The following is a 19,364-nucleotide window of genomic DNA, read 5'->3' as shown; positions in this document are numbered from 1 at the left end:
GATCGGACCGGGTTCACGGCGCACGACGTTAGGGGATTACCGGTCCTCACCTGGTAGGGGACTAGGGGTTCCCCCAACTCGGCCAACATTCACTCGTTCGAGGAGTTAACACCGAAACGCTTGGTAGCGCTAATCCCGTTGCCCCCGGGGATATCCATCACCCATCCCGGTCTCTGGCATGCTGCTACGCGCCAACGAAATACCAGGGCAGTGCCCACCGGCGGTCCCGCGCCACCGGCAACGCCCGACCGCCACTGCTCGTCCAGTGAGGAGTTTGGGTCCCGCGCATGACGTACCAGCTCGGTATCGACCTCGGCACCACGTACACCGCCGCCGGCGTCCGCCGCGCCGCGGACGCCGGCCGCCGCGGCGCGGAGGTCGTGCCGCTGGGCAACCGGGCGGCGATGGTGCCGTCGGTGTTGTTCCTCGGCGCGGACGGCTCGGTCCTGGTCGGCGAGGCGGCCGAGCGACGCGCGCTCACCGACCCGGAGCGGGTGGTGCGCGAGTTCAAACGACGGGTCGGGGACGACACCCCGCTGCTGGTGGCCGGCGAGCCACATCACGCGCACGAGCTGGCCGCGCGAATGGTCCGGTGGGTCGTCGACCGGGTCACCGAACGCGAGGGCGCCTCGCCGGAGCTCGTCGCACTGTCGCACCCGGCCGCCTGGGGGCCGCACCGCCGCAGCCGGTTGGCCGAGGCGGTCACCGCGGCCGGCGTGGACAACGCGGTGTTCCTGACCGAGCCGCAGGCCGCGGCGGTGAGCTACGCGCATGCCGAGCGCGTGGAGCCGGGCAGCGTGATCGCGGTCTACGACCTGGGTGGCGGCACCTTCGACGCGGCGGTGCTCCGCAAGACCGACGTGCACACCTTCGAGCTGCTGGGCACCCCGGACGGGATCGAGCGACTGGGCGGGGTCGACTTCGACGAGATCGTCTTCGACCAGTTGCGTGCCCAGCTCGCCGACGCCTTCGACCACCTCGACCCAACCGACCCGGTGGCGCTCAACGCGGTCGCCCGCCTGCGGCGGGAGTGCACCGAGGCCAAGGAGGCGTTGTCCGCCGACACCGAGGTCACCATTCCGGTGTTGCTCCCCGAGGTCCGCACCCAGGCGCGGCTGGCCCGGGTGGACTTCGAGGCGATGATCCGGCCCGCGCTGGAGGAGACCGTGGCGGCGTTGTCGCGGACCGTGCGGTCGGCCGGGGTCTGCCCCGCGGACCTGACCGCCGTGCTCCTGGTCGGCGGCTCGTCCCGGATCCCGCTGGTGGCCCAGCTCGTCTCGGCCGCACTGGGCCGGCCGATCGCGGTGGACGCCGACCCGAACACGGCGGTGGCGCTGGGCGCGGCACTGGCGGCGGGCGGGGATCGCCCGGCACCGGCGGTCACCGTGCCGCCCTGGGCACAACGGCCCGTTCCGTCGGTGCCCGAACCCCTCGCCCAGGTGCCGCTGGCGCGGTCGGCGATGGACGAGGTACCACCCGACCGGCCGGCCGTCGACGAGGTTCCGCTCCCGGTGCCCGCACCGCCGCGCCGCCGGGTGTTGCCGAAGCTGGTGCTGGGCGTGGGCGGGTTGGCGGTGGTGGCGGCCGCGGCGATGGCGTTCTCGTTCCACCGCAAGTCGGACTCCAGCGCCGAGGAGGCGAAGCCGGGCCAACCCGTGGGGTCGGCCCCGGCCACCACGGACGAGCCCGGCTACCTGTCGGGGCGGCCGGGTACCGGCCGCGCCGGTGTGGACGGATCGTCGCGTCCCAGCGAGTCGGCGGGCGAGTCGTCGAGCGCCGAGTCCGCGCACCCCGAGGACGGCCAGGTCGTGCCGGTGAATCACCCGGGCGTGGCCGGCGACGGCCAGACGCCGCAGGAACGCTCGGGTGAGCGCAGCTCCCGCGTCCCACCGCCACCCAGTCCGCCGTCGTCGAACAAGGAAGCCAAGCCGCCCCTGCCGGCGGCGCCGGTGGACACCTCGATCATCAGTACGCCCGCGCCGCCACCGCCGCCCACGGCTCCGAGCTTGCCGACCAACCCCAGTGGCTGACCGGCCGTCCGTGCCGGACATCTCGCCCCACGGTGTCACTGCCGCTCCAAGCGCATTCGGCGTGCTCACCAACACCAGCGTCGGACCGGTCACGGCTTGCAGCTCACGTCGGCCGCACAAGGTCGCAGCCGGAGTGAGAGGGTTTCTTCGGGAGCCGCTCACGACATCGTCGTGTCCCGGCAACGGTCAGCCTGGGCGTTGGAAACCTCGATCCCGAAAGGCGCGTAGCTGATCCGCTACCAGGCGCTGACCAACCGGCCAGTAATCGTGTGTGGTCATGATCGCTGTCTCCCTCGATCATCTCAACGGATTATCTTTCTGGCCATCTGGCCGATCCGTTCCGGCCAGTAACCCTCGGCGCCCGTCGAGTTGTTCAACAATCCGGATCTGCTCGGCAAAGAATGTTCACAGGCGGTCGCGGCACGTTGTGACGTAGGCGCCGATGTTGCCGACTGGATCGAAGTACCGCGATATTCCAGCCCGGAGCAGGCTGCCACGAGCTATGACGACAGCCGCTCCTACCAGCGGAAAAGCAAGGACGAGCGATGCCTTCGGGCGGGCAATGGGTTCCTTCTGCGTCCTACTTCTTGGCGCCCGAGTGTCCTGACAAGTGGGACGGGACGCCCCGATTGCCGGATGTTTCCCGTAAGCTGGCCACGACCCGCAGTCGACCGGTGCGCAATTCATGCTTCAACAAGAAGTCAGCCTCCGGTCGAGGCGACCGCGCCAAGGGTGTCGTGCCCGGGGAGACGGTTCGCCACAGGGTGGCGCAGCCCGAGCGCGGGTCGCCGAGGGGAGGACAAAGAGAGATGGTTGCCGTGGGCACTGCTGTTAGAGCGCTCTACCAGCCAGCAACGGCACCTGGGGGACGCAGCCCGGTGGAGTCGAGGGCGGGGCGTTGTCATGGACTGGCGTGACCTGGAGGCGTTCCGCGCCGTCGCCGAGGAGCTGAGCTTCACCCGGGCCGCGAGCCGCATGCACATCACCCAACCGGCGCTGAGCGCGCGGATCCGCCGGCTCGAGCGCCGGCTCGGGGTCCCGTTGCTGCACCGGTCGACCCGGCGGGTGGCCCTGTCGGACCGGGGTGAGCGGCTGCTGCACCACATCCTGCGGCTGGACCGGATGTGGCACCACGCCCTGGCCGACGTCACCGAGAAGGAACGGCGGTTCGTCCTGGTGACGGCGGTGCCGGAGCTGGGTTCGGTGGTCGAGGCGGCCAGCCGGGAGTACCCCGGTCTGACCCTGGAGCACGTGCTCGCGCCGGCCGACGCCGCGCTGCCCAGCCTGGAGCTGGGCGAGCACGACGCCGTGCAGGGCAACGATCGCCTGTTCCACCCGCTGCCGACGCCGCCGAACGCGCGGACCGAAACAATCGTTCACGAGCCTGTCTGGGTCATGCTGCCGGTCTCACACCGGCTGGCCGCGCGCCCGGTCGTCCCGCTGTCCGAGCTGGCGGGCGAGGCGTGGATCGAGCACCCGTGCGCCCGGGACGAGCTGACGCGGCTGTGTGCGGCCGCGGGCTTCCAGCCGGACATCCGCTACCACGGTTCGACCATGCAGCTGGTGGAGCACCTGCGGGGTGGCCGGGCGGTGTCGCTCATCGCGGCCCGGGTCCGGCCGCCGGCGGGCTGCGTGGTGCGTCCGCTCGACGTCGACGTCCGGCGGCGGCTCTTCTTCGCCTGGCACGTGGACAGCCCGGGTGACGTGGCCGCTCTCCTGCTGCGCGAGCTGCGGCAGCGGTACTGGGAGCTGGCCGCGGGCAATCCCGCCTACCACGCGTTCATCAGGTCGCAGCCACACCAGTTCCGGGAGCTGACGGGCGAGCCCGCGCAGGCACTGGCCGGCTGAGCACCGCCGCGCCGGGGGTGTCGCCGCCTAGAAGACCGACCACCCGGTGCGGGTGGTGAACCGGTCGAGGGCGGCGACACCGGCGACCGAGTTGCCCCTGGCATCCAGACCCGGGCTCCACACCGCCAGCGCGCACCGGCCGGGCACGATGGCGAGGATGCCGCCGCCGACCCCGCTCTTGCCGGGCAGCCCGACGCGGTAGGCGAACTCGCCGGCCGCGTCGTACGTGCCGCAGGTGAGCATGATCGCGTTGACGCGCTTGGCGTCGCTGCGGGTGAGCAGCCGGGAGCCGTCGGCCCGGACCCCGTGCCGGGCCAGGAAGCAACCGGCCAGCGCCAGGTCGCGGCAGCTCATCGCGATGGCGCACTGCCAGAAGTAGTGCTCCAGCACCTGGGGAACCGGGTTCTCCACGTTGTCGTGACTGGCCATGAAGTAGCCGAGCGCGGCGTTGCGGGCGCCGTGCTCGGCCTCGGAGTTGGCCACCACGGGGTCGAAGTCCACCGCGGGGTTGCCGCTCTCCGCACGGAGGAAGTCGAGCATCGCTCCACGGGCATCGCCGGTCACGCTGAGCAGGCGGTCGGTGACCACGAGCGCGCCGGCGTTGATGAAGGGGTTGCGCGGGATGCCGCGCTCGTGCTCGAGCTGCACCAGCGAGTTGAACGGGTTGCCCGAGGGCTCGCGGCCGACCCGCTGCCAGACCTGTTCGCCGTCCGCGGCGATGACCAGCGCCAGGGCGAACACCTTGGAGACGCTCTGCATCGAGAAGGGCGCCTCCCAGTCACCGACCCCGGTCACCGGGCCGTCGACGTCGGCCACGGCCATGCCGAAGCGGTCGGGGTCGGCCGAGCGCAGGGCCGGGATGTAGTCGGCGACCCGACCGCACCCGATCTCCGGTTCGATGTCGGCCAGCACGTGTTCCAGGATGGCGTGGTAGTCCACGATGGACAGTCTGCCTGGTGACGCCGGACACACCGGGACCGGCCGATGGGACGGCCGAACGGGTGGTTCGGTGGGGAAAAGGGTGGTCGTTACCGGAACGGCTGTTAGGCAGGGGTCCCGACCCCGGAGGTGGGGACGTGTTCCTCCGACGCAGGTTCGGTGTCGCCGCGGTGATCGCTGCCCTGACGGGCGGGCTGGCGCTCGTGCCCTCCTCGGCCGCCGGCCGGCACGCCGCCGGCGTGGATGGGCCCGTGCAGCCACGGCTCCACTGGTCGGCGTGCGGAGACGGATTCGAGTGCGCCACGGCACAAGTTCCGCTCGACTACCGCGATCCGCGCGGCAAGCTGATCGACCTAGCGGTGATCCGGTTACCGGCGAGCGATCAGGGGCTCCGCATCGGCAGCCTGTTCGTCAACTTCGGTGGACCGGGCTCGTCCGGGGTGTCCCGGCTACGGGAGCGTGCGCGCTGGCCGTGGTTGTTCTCCCCGGAGCTTCGTGCCCGCTTCGACCTGGTGTCGTGGGATACCCGTGCTGTGGGGCGCAGTACCGCGGTGCGGTGCTTCGAGACGAAGGCGGAGCAACGGAAGTTCTTCGCCACCTTCCCGGAGCTGCCGGGTGACAGGGCCGGGGAGCCCGGTTTCTTCGCCAGGTCACGTGAGTTGGTGGAGCGCTGCCGCGATCGGGCGGGCGAGCTACTTCCCCACATGTCGACCGTGAACACGGCCCGCGACCTCGACCTTCTCCGCATGGCGGTGGGCGACCGAAAGCTGAGCTATCACGGGATCTCCTACGGCACCCATGTCGGTGCCGTGTACGCCAACCTGTTCCCGCACCGGGTGCGGGCGCTGGCGTTCGACGGCTCGATGGACTTCGCCGGCAACGCGACCGGGCGGACCGGGAACGGGTTCCGCGAGCCGGTTGACGTGCGGCAGGACGTGGCACGGGGCATCGCGGAAACCTTCACGGCCTTCCTCGACGAGTGTGCGGCAGCCGGGCCTCGGTGCGCGTTTTCCTCCGGGGATCCGCACGAGAAGTGGCGCATCCTTGCCGAACGTGCCCGCCGGCACCCCATCACGATCACCGAGCCGGACGGCAGCACGGCGACCTACACCTACTCCGCGGTGGTGAACGCGGCGGCCAGTCTCGCCGATCCTGATGACTGGCCGGCGGTAGCCAGGACCCTGCAGCGGCTCCACGAGGCGAGCGGCGTCCCGTCGGTCGCTGCTGCCGGTGCGCCCTACGTCGACAACCGCCCGGAGGCGTTCCATGCGATCCAGTGCGCGGACAGCTGGGTGCCCAGGCAGGAGGCGACGTACAGCAGGCTCGCCATCACCGAGGACCGTCGTGTCCCCTACTTCGGCCGCATCGCCGTGTTCGGGATGATGAGCTGTGCCTACTGGCCGCGGGAGTCGGTGCGCCCCTACCTCGGGCCATGGCATCGGCGCATCCCGCCGGTTCTGGTGATCAACAGCAGGTTTGATCCCGCCACTCCCCTGCATGGCGCCCGGGACGGGCTCCGTGAGCTGTCACGGGGTCGGCTGCTGGTGGTGGAGGGCGCAGGCCACACCACGATGCTGGTGCGGAGTACCTGCGCGGAGAAGGTCAAGCGCGGCTACCTGGTCTCCGGCGCGTTGCCCGCGGCGGGAGCGAGCTGTCCCGTGGACCGCCGGCCCTTCGAGCCGATCCACTGAAGCGGGCTGACCCCTGGTCGCGGGACCCGGCCCCTCAGGGTTCGACCCACTCGCGGACGCGCTGCCCGGCAACCGCCCGCATCACCGGGGTCGGGGACCGTTCCGGGATGTCGGACAGCGCTTGGTCGACCAGGGTTCGGTGCGGGGACAGCGAACACACCGGGTCGGTGTTGGCCGCGTCGCCGGTGAGCAGGAACGCCTGGCAGCGGCAGCCACCGAAGTCGGTGAACCGCCGTGAGCAGCTCCGGCAGGGCTCACGCATCCACTCCACGCCGCGGAAGGCGTTGAACGAGGGGGAGTCGTACCAGATCCAGGCCAGGTCGTGATCAGTCACGTTGGACAGCCGCAGGTCGGGGATGACGGTTGCCGCGAGGCAGGGCAGGACGGTCCCGTCCGGTGCCACGGTGATCTGGCGTGCTCCCCAGCCGTGCATGCAGGGTTTGGGGTATGCCTCGTGGTAGTCGGCGATTACGTAGATGATCTCCATTCGTCCGGACAGGCGTTGTTGTGCCGCGCGAACGACGGGTTGCGCGGCGTCGAGCTGGTCCTGGGTGGGCATCAGTGCCGTCCGGTTGCGCAGGGCCCAGCCGTAGTACTGGGTGTTGGCCAGTTCGAGGCGGTCGGCGCCCATCTCCTCGGCCAGCGCGATGATCGAGGCGAGGTTGTCGTGGTTGTGCCTGTGCAACACGACATTCACCGACAGCGGAAGACCACGTTCCTTCACCACCCGCGCCGCCGTCAGCTTGTGCTCGTGTGTCCGCGCACCACCGATCCGGTTCGCGCTCACCTCGTTGGCGTCCTGCACGGACAGCTGCACATGGTCGACGCCCCGCTCGGCGAGGTCGGCGATGACCGCCCCGGTCAGTCCCACCCCGCTCGTGACCAGGTTGGTGTAGCAGCCCAGGCCGTGGGCATGTGACACCAGCGCGGGCAGGTCGCGCCGTGCCAGCGGTTCGCCTCCCGAGAAGTGCACCTGCAGCACGCCGAGCTCGCGAGCCTGGTCGAGCACCGAGCACCACCGCGTGGTGTCGAGCTCGCGTTCCCGGGTCACCAGTTCGAGGGGGTTCGAGCAGTAGGGACAGTGCAGCGGGCAGCGGTGCGTCAGCTCCGCGAGCAGCCCGAGCGGGCGGGCGTGGAGGTCAGGCATCCCTCGCCTCCCCCGCGGTCTCGATCAGGTGCCGCTGCCGGAGCTGGGCGAGCAGCGTGGTCACGTCGGAAAGGCGCACGCCTCGGAACCGTTCACCCAGTTGCGCCACGATGTCGAGGACTGTTCGTCTCCCGTCGCAGTGGGAGAGCACTGCGGCCGCGGTGTGGTTCAGTACCAGCACACCTTCCGGGAACAACAGGACGTCCGTGTCCCGTACGTGGTCGTAGCTCAATCTGCTACCCGGTCGCAGCCGGGGCCGGGACTCCGGCCTGACCTCCGACGAACCGCTCTCCTGCTCAACCCCGTCAACCAGCCCGATCTGTTGGTGCTCGGTTCCCTTCCCGGACCCGGCATGTTGTCGTTCGACCCCGTCGGCGGGTCTGCTGTCGGTCACCTTTCACCCACCCCCCGCGGATTCGGCGGAAGCTCGGTCAATGGCGTCCAGCATGCTCCAGAGGACATCACATTTGAACGACAACGCCTCGATCGCGCGATCTTGCTGCTCCCGCGTAACGCAGTGGCACACCACGAGGTCCAGCGTCTCGCGGCCACCGGCGGACACCGCGTCCACCCTGGTGGTGAAGTAGGCGAGGTCCTCCCGGCTGATCCACGGGTAGTGCGCCAGCAGGTCGGTGACCCTGGCGCGCATCAGGTGGCCGGAGAACATCTCGGTGAGCCCGGAGGCGACGGCCTCCCACCAGGGCCTGGTCCGGGCGAAGGAAACGTAGGCGTCGACGGCGAACCGCACCGCCGGCACGACATGCCGCTGGTCGAGCACCTCCTGCCGGGCCAGGCCGACCGCCTCGCACAATCGGAGCCAGCGCTCGGACCCGCCCTCGCCAGCGGCCGCCCCATCGTGGTAGACGATGCGCGGCAGCCACTGCCGTCGCACCTCCGGAATCGGGCAGTTGCTGATGATCGCCGCGTCCTTCTGCGGCAGCATGCACTGGTAGTACCAGCGGTTCGTCGCCCAGAGGCGCAGCTCATGCTTGCCGAGCAGCCCGGCGTGCATGCGGCGGTGGAACGGATGGCTTCCCCAGTAGCGGGAGGACAGTGCGCGGAGCGCGGCGACGAACTCCTCTTCCGGGCGTGGCGACGCAGGTGGGGTCATGGGGTACCTCCCGGCCCGGCTCGGGGGCCGGTTCTCCCGCCCCGGCCCCCGAGAGGCTGGTTCACTGCTGCCGGGCGACGTAGCCGGTAACCTCCATGGGTGTGTCGTAGTCGGTGAACGCGGGAGTGACCCAGTCCTGGCGCTCCATGCTGACCTCCGTTGGACGCCGTTGACGACCGACGGCGGCGACTCCTCACCGTAGGCGGGGTACCACCAACCGGACCAGCGTCCGGACGGATTACGGCAGGAGAACGACTCCGGCACTCCTCCCCGCCGACCAGCGTCGATCGCTGGTGGGATTTTCCCCGTTACCGCAACGGAAATTCCCGGGTTTTCCAGCCCTTGACAGCGGTCGAGGTGCCTCGCTTGCCTGTGGGACCAGCCGCCGCGCGCTCTCCACCGGAGGACGGACGTTGGAGGAGAAACCATGAAAGCTCGGCGCAAGGTGCTCCTGGGGGCACTCGCCCTGGCCGCGGCCACCGTGACCGCGCCGCCGGCCGCCGGTGCGGTGTCCCCGGCAGGCACGGCGGCAGGGCCACCGGAGGCAGCCCAGGCAGCGGCGCGGGCGCAGGCGCCGAAGGCGGCGTCGACGGCACTCGAGCAGCTGGTGTCCGGCCTGGAACACGCCTGGGCGCTGGATTGGTTGCCGGACGGCACGGCGTTGTTCACCGAGCGCAACAGCGGGCGGATCCGGCAGCTCGAGGACGGCCGGGTCACTGACGTCCAGCGGATCAACGGGATCAGCGTGAGCAAGGAGGGCGGCCTGCTCGGACTCGCCGTGTCCCCCAACTACGCCCAGGACAGGACGATCTTCATCTACTACACCACCGCCCGGGACAACCGCATCGCCAAGCTCCGGCTGGGTGAGCGGCCGCGCCCCATCGTCACCGGCATCCCGCGCGGGTCGTGCTGCCACCACGGTGGTCGCCTCGAGTTCGGTCCGGACGGCTACCTCTACGCGGGCACCGGGGACGGGCTGCGGTCCCAGACCGCGCAGGACCTGAACTCCCTGGGCGGCAAGGTGCTGCGGATGACCACCGACGGCAGGCCGGCACCCGGTAACCCGTTCAACTCGCTGGTCTACTCCTACGGGCACCGCAACGTGCAGGGCCTGGCCTGGTCGAACGGGGCGCTGCACGTGACCGACATCGGCGCCAACAAGGCCGATGAACTGAACCGGGTCCAGGCCGGCAGGAACTACGGCTGGCCGGCCTGCGAAGGTCCCTGCAACAACCCGCGGTATGTCGACCCGGTACAAAGCTGGCGGACCTCCGTGGCGACGCCGAGTGGCCTGGCGGCCTACCAGGGCAAGCTCTACATGGCCGCGCTCAAGGGCGGTGTGTGGCGGATGACCGGTGACGGTGGTTCGCCGCAGCGGATCTACACCCAGCTCTCCCGGGTCCGTGCGGTCGAGCCCGCGCCGGACGGCTCACTGCTGGTGATCACCCCGACCGCCATCTACTCCTCCGACGGCAACTGACCTGCCGCCTCCCGGCGCCGCAGTCCGACGCCGGCCTGCTGGCTCGCCCATGGTCCACCAGCGGTCCTCGACTGAACCATCTCGGTACAGGCCGGGCGAATGCCGCGGCGAGCGTCGGCTGGGTTCGAAGCCCGGCGTGCGGGCAGCGGCGTGGGTAGCCGGCGTTGCGGGGCCCAGGCCCCGGGCCCTGGCACGAATATGGCACGCGACCCGCCCTCCCCCATCGCGTCGCCTTCGTGCCAGGGCCCGTTCCCTCCCCGTGGCCCCCGAACACAGGAGTGGGCGAACCCGCTTCAGATACATGGCGCCGTGGACCGTTTTCGCCGTCGGTGCGTCCGGCAGCGGGTCGTTCCGGCTTCGTGGCTCTCGTGATCCGGCTGCGTGACGGCGGACGTCGAGTCCGACAGGGCCTTCCTTCCGGCTGGCAGCTCAGCATTGGTTCTTCCGGATTACCCCATCTGTCGTTATCTCTCGACGGGCGCACCTCGCGCTGTCACAGTGACAGTGAGTGGCGAGTGCGGGGACCATTCCCCGCCTTCGCTTGTGCCACAGGCAACTCTGGGGGAGGAATGCATGTTCGTCGGGAAAAGACGACGGTCCAGGCAGTTCGCGCTGCTGGCCACCGCACTGGTGGCCGTCCTGTTGAGCGGAACCGGTGCGACAGCGCAACCGGCTTCCGCACCGCAGTCTTCCGGAACGGAATCTCGTGGTAGGCCGGGTGATTGGCCCACTTGGCAGAAGGATCTCCGAGGATCCCGGCACAACCCCGCGGAGCGAGAGATCAAAAAGTCCACACTAGACAAGTTGGAACTCAAGTGGGCGTTCGCCTTCCTGGGAAAGGAGCGCAATCGGGGCCAACCCGCGGTCGTCGGCAACATGCTGTACGTGGGCGGCTCGAACGGGAAGCTCCACGCCCTGAACGCCAAGACCGGAGCCGCGAAGTGGACCTTCGACACGGGCACGGTTGACGGCGAACCGGGCTGGATCACCAACAGCCCGGCGGTCGCACGCGGCAAGGTGTACTTCGGTGACAACCGCGGCTACCTCTACGCTGTTGGCCAGCACACCGGAAGGCTGGTCTGGGCACAGCGGATCGAGAGCAACCCGTACACCCTTGTCACCAGCTCGCCACTGGTATACGGCGGCCGTGTCTTCGTCGGCGTCTCGAGTCATGAGAACGCGCTGTTCGACCCGGAGGCGGACCGGAACCACCCGTGCTGCACCTTCCGTGGGCACGTCAACTCGTTGGACGCCGAGACCGGTTCGCTGCGCTGGCGTTACTACACCGTGCCCACGCCACAGCCGGTGGGCACCTGGCCCAGCGGCGCAACGCACTACGGTCCCTCCGGCGCCGGGGTGTGGGGCAGCCCGGTGGTTGATCCGGCCACCGCCACGGTCTACGTCGGCACGGGCCAGAACTACAGCGGTAGTGGCGGTGACTTCGACTCTCTTCTGGCGCTCGACGCATGGAGCGGGGAGGTTCGCTGGAAGCGGAAGATGACACCGGCCGACACCTGGCGGTTGCAGTGCGCCCTCAGTGAGGATCCCGGTTACTGCCCGTCCCGCAGGGACGGCACCAACCTGGACTGGGACGTCAGCGCAAGCCCCAACCTGTTCCGGGTGGACGGTCGCACGCTGGTCGGCGTCGGCCAGAAGAAGGGCACCTACCACGTGATGGACGCTGCCACCGGGGACATCGTCTGGCAGCGGCAGCTTTCCACGCCGATGCCCAATGGTGGGCTCAGCGGGATCGAGTGGGGAAGCAGCTACGACGGTGAGCGCATCTACGCGGCCACCTGGTTCGCAGATCCCGGCACGTTGTTCGCGTTGGACCCGGCTACCGGTGAGATCCTGTGGCAGACACCGAACCCGGTCGATGGCTGCTCCTGGGGCGGCGCGGCAGAGCATCCGGACAAATGTGCGTTGGGGCACGCACCCGCGCCCACCACGACCCCGGGGCTCGTCTACGAAGGCAGTTACGACGGCAAGATGCGGATCTACGCAGCTGACACGGGCAAGGTCTTGTGGCAGTACGACGTGGTCCGTGACTTCATCACGGTCAACGGCGTACCGGGTCGCGGGAACGACATTGCCGGTGGGGGCGGTGCCGTCGTTGCGAATGGCATGCTGTACATCAAGACGGGGTACTGGAGTCCGTACCCCAACGACAAGGGGAACCTACTGCTGGCCTTCGGTCTTCGTGACTGAGGTCTTGTGACCGGGGCGAAACCTCCGACGCCTAGGACGACGAGCGCCAAGCGGCTCGTCGTCCTAGGCGTTCACCTTCCCGGCGGTCGTGGGGTCTGTCGAGCCAGACATGGTGGGGAAGCCGACGCCCTCGGCACACTCTCCTGCCATGCCCCTACCCCGGGAGCAATGCTCTCCGAGCTTCCTTGCTGCGGTGAGACACCGATCTTCGCCCGAACCAACGAGCGGTGGTAACACCGCCGGGGCGCACCCGACCTACTGACGGCTGCGGTGCGACTTGCTCAGTCGACGAGTTCCGGTGGGATGTTGCGGCGTTTGGTGCCGACGATGGCCACGTAGTACAGCGGGTGGCCGCTCGCGCTGAGCCGATGTTGGTAGCGGTGCTGCGTCCGCACCTCGAGCACACCGGTCTCGACGCACCGCCGGATGAGTCGGGAGAACCCCGAGCTGTCCCGATCGGACAGGAAATCCTCCTTCAACGTGAACGCGATCCAGCCTCCACCGGACACGAAGTTGAATGCCGCGCGAAATGCGTGTGGGGGTATGTCGTCGAAGCCGAGCGCAGCGATGCAGGTGAGGGCGTTGGGTTCGTTCTTCTCCAACACGTTCCGATCGTCGTTGCCCAACATCGACACGTCGCCCACCAGGTAGTGGTGGTAGATCCCGGGCCGGTCCCGGTGTGCCGCCTCGCCCGCTTCCGGCAGGATGTCCACCCCCACGACGCGGTCCACCCCGAGTCGCACCAGCTCCGCACCCATGATCCCGTTGCCCGCACCGAGATCCAGCACCCGCAGGTCGGCCGGGGTCGCACCGGCCTGCGGGAGGGCCTCGCCCAGCAGCGTCGCGACCACGCGTGGCGAGCTGCACCGCAACCGGTCGTAGAAGAGCTGCTCGTAAAGGCCCTTGATCGCGTAGATCCGAGCGTAGTCGTGGAACCGGATCTCCCGCCAGCGGCCGTCGATCTCGACCAGACACCGCTCCGCATCCTGCGGTCGCGCGACGGAGGAATCCGGGAAAGTGATGCGGAATCTTGCATTTGCCAGTGAGGAGTTCGAACGCGCGTTCCAGTTGACCTGTCGCTCCATCGAACCTGCTTCCCGGCTCCCGCCCGTGGACGGGGCCACGTCGTCCGGAATGGCCGAGCAAAGACGTACCGACCATTCCGGGCGACGTCAACGTTGCGGGAACCCGCCCCGGGGCCGGGCCGGATGCCTGCGCCCCGCGACTAGCGTCCGCCAGAAAGGATGGTCATGTGGCGCGGACACGGGCGCTCCTCCCACGTACCGGCGCGCAGCAGATCGTTGTGTCGTGGCAGGTCGACGGAGCGGAGCCGGGCCCGCAGCCAGCGCCACCGCACGGGACGGAAGACGGACAGGACAGGTATGAACATCACGGTGACCTCCCGGAGAGCAGGCAGGAGTCACCGCGCGTCGAAGCGGAAACAGTTCACCCGACAGACAGGCCGTGGCTGCGGATGGCGTGGACGCGCGGGGTGACTACCGGCGGACGTCGAGGCGGCGGCAACTCCGACTGCATTCGGTACTCATGCCAACCACCTCCTCACGCCAGGCGCACAGCGCGTTCCTCCGGTCACGAGCCGGACCGACGGCAAAGGTTAGGGGCGGACAGGTCAAGCCCGGCTGAAGGATGGGAGAACTTCGGTCACCCGTGGTAGATGAGGCGCGGGAGACAACGACAAGATCAGCGATATGTGGGCCGGTGAGGAAAGGACGCGGGCGAGCGTCCGATCGGCCGAGCTTCCCCTGCCTTGCAACATCGTTTCCGCACATCCGTTGCCCAGCTCACCACCAGCCGTCGCCAGTGACTTTCGTCACCAGTGCGCCTGAGGCTCGGGGCCTTGGAGGACGGCGACACCGACCCCGAGGGCTCGTCACCAGTGCGCCTGAGGCTCGGGGCCTGCCGTCAACCTGCCGGAACCCGATTCCGGCAGGCGGGAGCCCGCGGGTGGCCCCCGCTCATCCACCCATTGACCCGGGAGTAGGGCGAGCCTACATTTGATTCGTAGGCAATCTAAATAAGCACCGCCGAGCCGAGCGGGTGAGAGCCCGTGCCGGGGGGCCGGCAGCGGCGAAGGAGGTGTTCGGATGGCTGACGACACGGACGTGCTCGACGCCGAGATCGGGCAGGCCGTGGACGAGCGCGAGTTCATCGAGGCTGCCATGCGGTGGCACTTCGACCCCGCGACCGGATCGCCCTACTGGCTCGAGCGAGCCAGGTCGCTGGACTTCGATCCCAGGCGCGACGTGCACACGTTCGCGGACCTTCGCAGGTTCCCCAATATCGTCAACGAGCTGCGTACCGTTCCCATCGCCGACCTTGTCCCGAAAGGGTACGGCCCCGAGCCGGAGGTGTACGGCGTCTACGAGTCGGGCGGCACGACCGGCCTCCCCAAGCGGGTGGTGTTCCTCGCCGACTGGGTTGACAAGATGATCGCCCACTACGAGAGCCGGCACGCCGAGCGCGGTCTCCCCCGCGGCGGCAACTGGCTGTTCGTCGGACCGACCGGCCCGCACTTGTTCGGTGCGATGCAGGTGGAGATGGCCCGGCGGAACGGCAGCGTGCTGTTCACCGTCGACCTCGACCCCCGCTGGGTGAAGCGCTGCGTCGCCGAGGGTCGGCCGGAGGAGGCCAACCGGTACGCCGACCACCTCGTCGACCAGGCCCGGAGCGTGCTGGAGACGCAGGACATCACGTTTCTGGTCACCACGCCGCCGCTGCTGGAGCGGCTCACCCGGGACGATGAGCTGGCCACGCTCGTGGCAAAGGTGCCCTTCATCAACTGGGGCGGGGCGCACATGGACGCCGACACCCGCCACCTCTACCGCACCGAGGTGCTGCCCAACAGCCAGCTGTTCGGCGGCTACGGCAGCACGATGGTGCTGACCGGCGCGCCCGAGCGGCCCGGCCTGGGTGACGACGACCCGTGTGTCTTCGACCCGCCGTCGCCGTTCGTGACCTTCGTGGTCGTCGATCCCGAAACGGGCGAGGCCGTGCCCCACGGCGAGCGCGGGCAGGTCGTGATGAACCACGTCAGCCGCGGCATGCTCCTGCCCAACAACCTGGAGCGGGACATGGCGACCCGGATCGAGCCGCCGGAGGGCGGGTTCGGCGACTCCGTCGCCGACGTCACCCCGGTCGCCACGTTCGACGGCGGGGCCGTCATCGAGGGGGTGTACTGACATGACCACCGTGACCGCCCCGCCCGAGCTGGTCCACGTCGACGCGCTCGGCCCGAACGGGGCGTTCCGTGCCCGGAACCGGATCACCGTGAACGATGTGGCGGGCGACCCGACCGTCGAGCTGAGCCTGGTGCCCCGCCTGTTCGTGCGGCGGTCCCTGGCCGCGCTGCACGCGGCCGGCACCATGCCGGCTGACGAGCGGGCGGCCGCGCTGGCCCGAGCGGGACGGATCTTTGTCGACGACGCGGTGGACGGGCTGCCGTTCGACCGGTACGTGTACCTGGTCAGCAGGATCTCGGGCATGCCGATCTCGGTGGTGCGCGAGGCGGCCCAGGGGATCGGCCGCGCCGCGGTCGAGACATACCGCGCGGCGTACTGCGCGCGACCCACCGCCGCCGTGACGGACTGGCGCGATCCGAGGACGCACCGAGGTGCCGCCGTGTGGACGCGGCGTGGCGACGTGTTCGCCGTGCACGCGGCAGGAAACCACCCCGGCGTTCACACGCTGTGGCTGGAAGCGCTCGCCCTCGGCTACCGGGTGGCCGTGCGGCCCTCCCAGCGGGAACCGCTGACCCCGCACCGGCTCATCCTGGCGCTGCGGGCGGCCGGCTTCGGTGAGGACCAGGTCGTCCTGCTGCCCACCGACCACGACGTGGCCGACGACATCATCGACGGCGCCGACCTGGCCATGGTCTACGGCGGCGACGCCGTGGTGAACAAGTACGGGCACAGTGCCCGGGTGCTCCCCCAGGGGCCGGGACGCTCGAAGATCCTGGTGACGGGCGATGCCTGGCGGGACCACCTCGACATGATCGTCGAGTCGGTGAGCTCCCGGGGCGCCACCGCCTGCGTCAACACCACCGCGGTGCTGGTCGAGGGCGACCCCGCCCCGCTCGCCGAGGCCCTTGCGGACCGCCTGGCGACGATGCCCAGCCTGCCCCCGGAGGACGAGAAGGCCGCGTTGCCGGTGCACCCGGTGGCCTCGGCCCGGGCACTGGAGCAGTTCCTTCTCGCCCGCGCTGACGGGGCCACGGCGTGGCTGGGCGGCGACGGCGTCGTCGAGGAGCTCGGTGACGGCAGCGCCGTGCTTCGCCCGGCGGTGCACCAGGTGGATCGGGCGGACGCGCCGCAGATCGGCGTCGAGCTGCCGTTCCCCTGCGTGTGGGTGGCTCCCTGGTCGTACGAGGACGGGATTGCTCCCCTGCGGAACACCCTCGTCCTCACCGCCGTCACCGACGACGCCGCCCTCGTCGACCGCCTCCTTCAGGAGCCGACGATCACGAACGTCTACCTCGGTGACACCCCAACGGTCTTCCTGGAGCCGGGTATCCCGCACGACGCGTACCTCGGGGAGTTCCTGATGCGCACCAAGGCGGTTGCCCGAACCGTCTGACCGGCTCCGCGGCCGGTCGGACCGGCTTCGCGGCAAGATCATTCCTTCGTGATCTTGCTCACCCACCGAAAGATCAACTAGACTGGGAAGTAGGGGGTGGGATTTTTAGCCATCCCCGTTAAGACATCCCAGGGCCCCGCTGCCTCCCCCGATCTTGCTGTCAGGGGAGGCAGCCGTCGTCCGTGCCCACGACGTGCATGCGCTGGGTGGCGCGGGTCATGGCGACGTAGAGGGTCCGGCGCCCGGTCGGGGACTCGGCGAGCAGATCACCCGGCTCCACGATCACGGTGGCGTCGTACTCCAGGCCCTTGCACTCCAGGCTGCCCACCACGCGCAGCCGGTCACGTGCGACCCCGTCGAGCCAGCCGGCGACCTCGCCGACCCGATTCATCGCGGTGATCACACCGACCGTGCCGTCGACATCGGCGAGCACTTCATCGGCCGCCTCGCGCACCGCTGCCGCCAGGTCGGATGCGGAAACGGTGCGGACCGTCGGATCCACGCCCGTCTTTCGCACGGCGTGCGGCAGGTCCTCTTCCGCGACGAGGTCGCGAATGGTGTCGGCGGCCAGGGCGAAGATCTCCGCGGCGTTGCGGTAGTTCGTGCGTAGCTCGTAGCGGCGGTGGGCGCGCCCCGAGCCGCCCACCGCCTCGGCGCGGCCCTTGGCGGCTTCTTCCGCGTCGGGCCAGGAGGTTTGCGCTGGATCACCGACGATGGTCCAGCTCGCGTATCCGCCGCGCCTGCCCAGCATCCGCCACTGCATCGGCGAGAGGTCCTGCGCCTCGTCGACGACGACGTGCAGGTACTCGTCGAAGTGCTCGGGCCGCAACGGTTTCCGCTCCGGCTCCCGGGACTGGACGATCTCCACGTCGGTCTCGGGGCGACGACGCCGGGGCTTGGGCGGCGGGCCCAACTGGACGCGAAGCTCGTCGATCAACGCAGCATCCGCGACCGACCAGCCCTCGTGCCGTGCCCACTCCTCGGAGAGGAGTTGGACTTCCTGGGCGGACAGGATGCGGCGGGCGGCCCGCGCGAGTCGCTCGGGGTCACGCAGCCAGCTCAACACCCAGGTGGGGGCCATGGGCGGCCACCAGCGCACGAGGAAACGGTGGAACTCCATGCGCTCGCCCAGATCGGTGAGCAGTTCCTCGCGGTCGGGCTGGAAACCGTCACCCGCGTATTCCTCGGCCTTGCGCCACAGGGCTTCCAGGAGTTCCTCGGCGGCCAGGACGCGGGACTTGTTGGGCGGAGTGGGTTTCCGGTGCACCGCCTTGCGCACCTCGGCCAGCTCGGACTCGTTGAGCTTGAGCACCTGGCCGCCGTAGGTGATGCGTAGCTCGGTTGGTGCGGTTGGCGGAGTTTGCCGCATGACGCGACGAAGCACGCGGAGCATGCGCAGCGATCCCTTGATCGCGGCGACCGGGGCGGGGTCGACGTGGGTGGCCCGCACCCCGTCGAGAACGTCACCCAAGGAGCGCAGCTCGACGCTGTGCTCGCCCATGGACGGAAGAACGCGGGAGATGTAGTTGGTGAAGGTGGGCGACGGGCCGACGACGAGGACGGCACCCCCCAGCCGCCGGCGTTCCCGGTAGAGGAGGTAGGCGACGCGGTGCAGGGCGACGGCGGTCTTGCCGGTGCCCGGGCCGCCGGTGATCTCGGTGACACCGCCGGCCGGGGCCCGGATGGCCTCGTCCTGCTCGCGCTGGATGGTGGCGACGATGTCGCGCATGGCGTCGCCGCGGGCGCGGCCGAGGGCGGCGATCAGCGCACCCTCGCCGACGACCTGCATGTCCTCGGGTGCGGCGTCCGGGCGGAGCAGCTCGTCCTCGACGTCGACGACCCGCTGGCCGGTGCAGTGGATGACCCGGCGGCGGATGACTTCCTCCGGGTCCTGGGCGGTGGCCTGGTAGAACGCGGCCGCGGCGGGAGCCCGCCAGTCGGTGACCAGGTTGCCGAGGTCGGTGTCGCGGACGCCGAGGCGGCCGATGTGCAAAGTCTGGCCGTCGGTGAGGTCGAGGCGACCGAAGACCAGGCCCTCGTGCTCGCTGTCGAGGGCGGCCAGCAGGCGGGTGGCGTAGCCGACCAGGGCGTCACGCTCGAAGAGCATGCTGGCGCGTTCCATGCGGGCCTCGGAGCCGGCGCCGTGGGCGAGGGCGTGGCCCCTGTCACGCATCTGCTCGGCTTCGGCGCGCAGCTCGGCCAAGCGCGCGTAGACACGGTCGACGTGTGTCTGCTCGACGTCGATCTCGGTCTGTCGAACGGACTCCGGCACGCAGCACTCCCCCGCAGCGTCTTCCCGGTGGAAGGGTTGACAGTA

Annotated in this window: 15 protein-coding genes; 7 read left to right on the top strand and 8 right to left on the bottom strand. The window is 69.8% G+C overall.

The features are described 5' to 3' along the window. Window positions 1-287: 287 nt before the first annotated feature. Window positions 288-2,030, top strand: coding sequence for an Hsp70 family protein (locus tag IEY55_RS00800; RefSeq protein ID WP_189052847.1), 1,743 nt, complete (start codon window positions 288-290; stop codon window positions 2,028-2,030). 903 nt (window positions 2,031-2,933) lie between these two features. Beyond that, window positions 2,934-3,878 (top strand): LysR family transcriptional regulator, encoded by a 945-nt coding sequence (locus IEY55_RS00795; protein ID WP_189052846.1) that lies wholly within the window; start codon window positions 2,934-2,936, stop codon window positions 3,876-3,878. A gap of 27 nt (window positions 3,879-3,905) precedes the next feature. Here IEY55_RS00795 and IEY55_RS00790 read toward each other — a convergent pair whose 3' ends face one another. Continuing rightward, a complete protein-coding gene (locus IEY55_RS00790; RefSeq protein WP_189052845.1) occupies window positions 3,906-4,817 on the bottom strand; it encodes a glutaminase in 912 nt (303 codons plus the stop codon). Between the two features lie 137 nt (window positions 4,818-4,954). On the opposite strand from IEY55_RS00790, the gene IEY55_RS00785 reads away from it, so the two are divergent. Next, the gene (locus IEY55_RS00785) at window positions 4,955-6,508 is read left to right on the top strand and encodes an alpha/beta hydrolase (RefSeq protein WP_229685821.1); all 1,554 of its coding nucleotides are present in this window, start codon (window positions 4,955-4,957) and stop codon (window positions 6,506-6,508) included. Between the two features lie 34 nt (window positions 6,509-6,542). Here IEY55_RS00785 and pqqE read toward each other — a convergent pair whose 3' ends face one another. The 4 genes from pqqE to pqqA form a co-directional block, all read right to left on the bottom strand. After that, window positions 6,543-7,655 carry a pyrroloquinoline quinone biosynthesis protein PqqE gene (gene pqqE / locus IEY55_RS00780; protein WP_189052844.1) on the bottom strand — a complete coding sequence of 371 codons (1,113 nt, stop codon included), beginning with the start codon at window positions 7,653-7,655 and terminating at the stop codon, window positions 6,543-6,545. Beyond that, the gene (gene pqqD / locus IEY55_RS00775) at window positions 7,648-8,049 is read right to left on the bottom strand and encodes a pyrroloquinoline quinone biosynthesis peptide chaperone PqqD (RefSeq protein WP_373289941.1); all 402 of its coding nucleotides are present in this window, start codon (window positions 8,047-8,049) and stop codon (window positions 7,648-7,650) included. The genes pqqE and pqqD overlap by 8 nt, the downstream gene beginning before the upstream one ends. Before the next feature lie 3 nt (window positions 8,050-8,052). Continuing rightward, window positions 8,053-8,766 (bottom strand): pyrroloquinoline-quinone synthase PqqC, encoded by a 714-nt coding sequence (gene pqqC / locus IEY55_RS00770; protein WP_189052843.1) that lies wholly within the window; start codon window positions 8,764-8,766, stop codon window positions 8,053-8,055. Between the two features lie 61 nt (window positions 8,767-8,827). Beyond that, window positions 8,828-8,914, bottom strand: coding sequence for a pyrroloquinoline quinone precursor peptide PqqA (gene pqqA / locus IEY55_RS00765; RefSeq protein ID WP_189053304.1), 87 nt, complete (start codon window positions 8,912-8,914; stop codon window positions 8,828-8,830). Between the two features lie 279 nt (window positions 8,915-9,193). On the opposite strand from pqqA, the gene IEY55_RS00760 reads away from it, so the two are divergent. Both IEY55_RS00760 and IEY55_RS00755 read left to right on the top strand, forming a co-directional pair. Beyond that, a complete protein-coding gene (locus IEY55_RS00760; protein ID WP_189052842.1) occupies window positions 9,194-10,246 on the top strand; it encodes a PQQ-dependent sugar dehydrogenase in 1,053 nt (350 codons plus the stop codon). Between the two features lie 573 nt (window positions 10,247-10,819). After that, the gene (locus tag IEY55_RS00755) at window positions 10,820-12,454 is read left to right on the top strand and encodes an outer membrane protein assembly factor BamB family protein (protein WP_189052841.1); all 1,635 of its coding nucleotides are present in this window, start codon (window positions 10,820-10,822) and stop codon (window positions 12,452-12,454) included. A 281-nt stretch (window positions 12,455-12,735) separates the two neighbouring features. On the opposite strand, the gene IEY55_RS00750 is transcribed toward IEY55_RS00755, so the two are convergent. Continuing rightward, entirely contained in the window at window positions 12,736-13,539 is an 804-nt protein-coding gene (locus tag IEY55_RS00750; protein WP_189052840.1) for a class I SAM-dependent DNA methyltransferase, read from the bottom strand. Window positions 13,540-13,679: 140 nt separating this feature from the next. Continuing rightward, window positions 13,680-13,847 carry a hypothetical protein gene (locus IEY55_RS00745; protein WP_189052839.1) on the bottom strand — a complete coding sequence of 56 codons (168 nt, stop codon included), beginning with the start codon at window positions 13,845-13,847 and terminating at the stop codon, window positions 13,680-13,682. 712 nt (window positions 13,848-14,559) lie between these two features. On the opposite strand from IEY55_RS00745, the gene IEY55_RS00740 reads away from it, so the two are divergent. Further along, a complete protein-coding gene (locus IEY55_RS00740) occupies window positions 14,560-15,654 on the top strand; it encodes an AMP-binding protein (RefSeq protein WP_189052838.1) in 1,095 nt (364 codons plus the stop codon). Between the two features lies 1 nt (window position 15,655). Beyond that, entirely contained in the window at window positions 15,656-17,047 is a 1,392-nt protein-coding gene (locus IEY55_RS00735) for an aldehyde dehydrogenase family protein (protein WP_189052837.1), read from the top strand. A 160-nt stretch (window positions 17,048-17,207) separates the two neighbouring features. Here the strand turns inward: IEY55_RS00735 and IEY55_RS00730 are convergent, their stop codons facing one another. Then, complete coding sequence (locus tag IEY55_RS00730) at window positions 17,208-19,319, bottom strand: HelD family protein (protein ID WP_189052836.1); 2,112 nt, start codon at window positions 19,317-19,319, stop codon at window positions 17,208-17,210. Window positions 19,320-19,364: the final 45 nt, after the last annotated feature.

This window comes from Longimycelium tulufanense (assembly GCF_014645795.1).
Taxonomy (GTDB): Bacteria; Actinomycetota; Actinomycetes; order Mycobacteriales; family Pseudonocardiaceae; genus Longimycelium; species Longimycelium tulufanense.
This window is presented reverse-complemented; position numbering and strand designations above follow the sequence as displayed.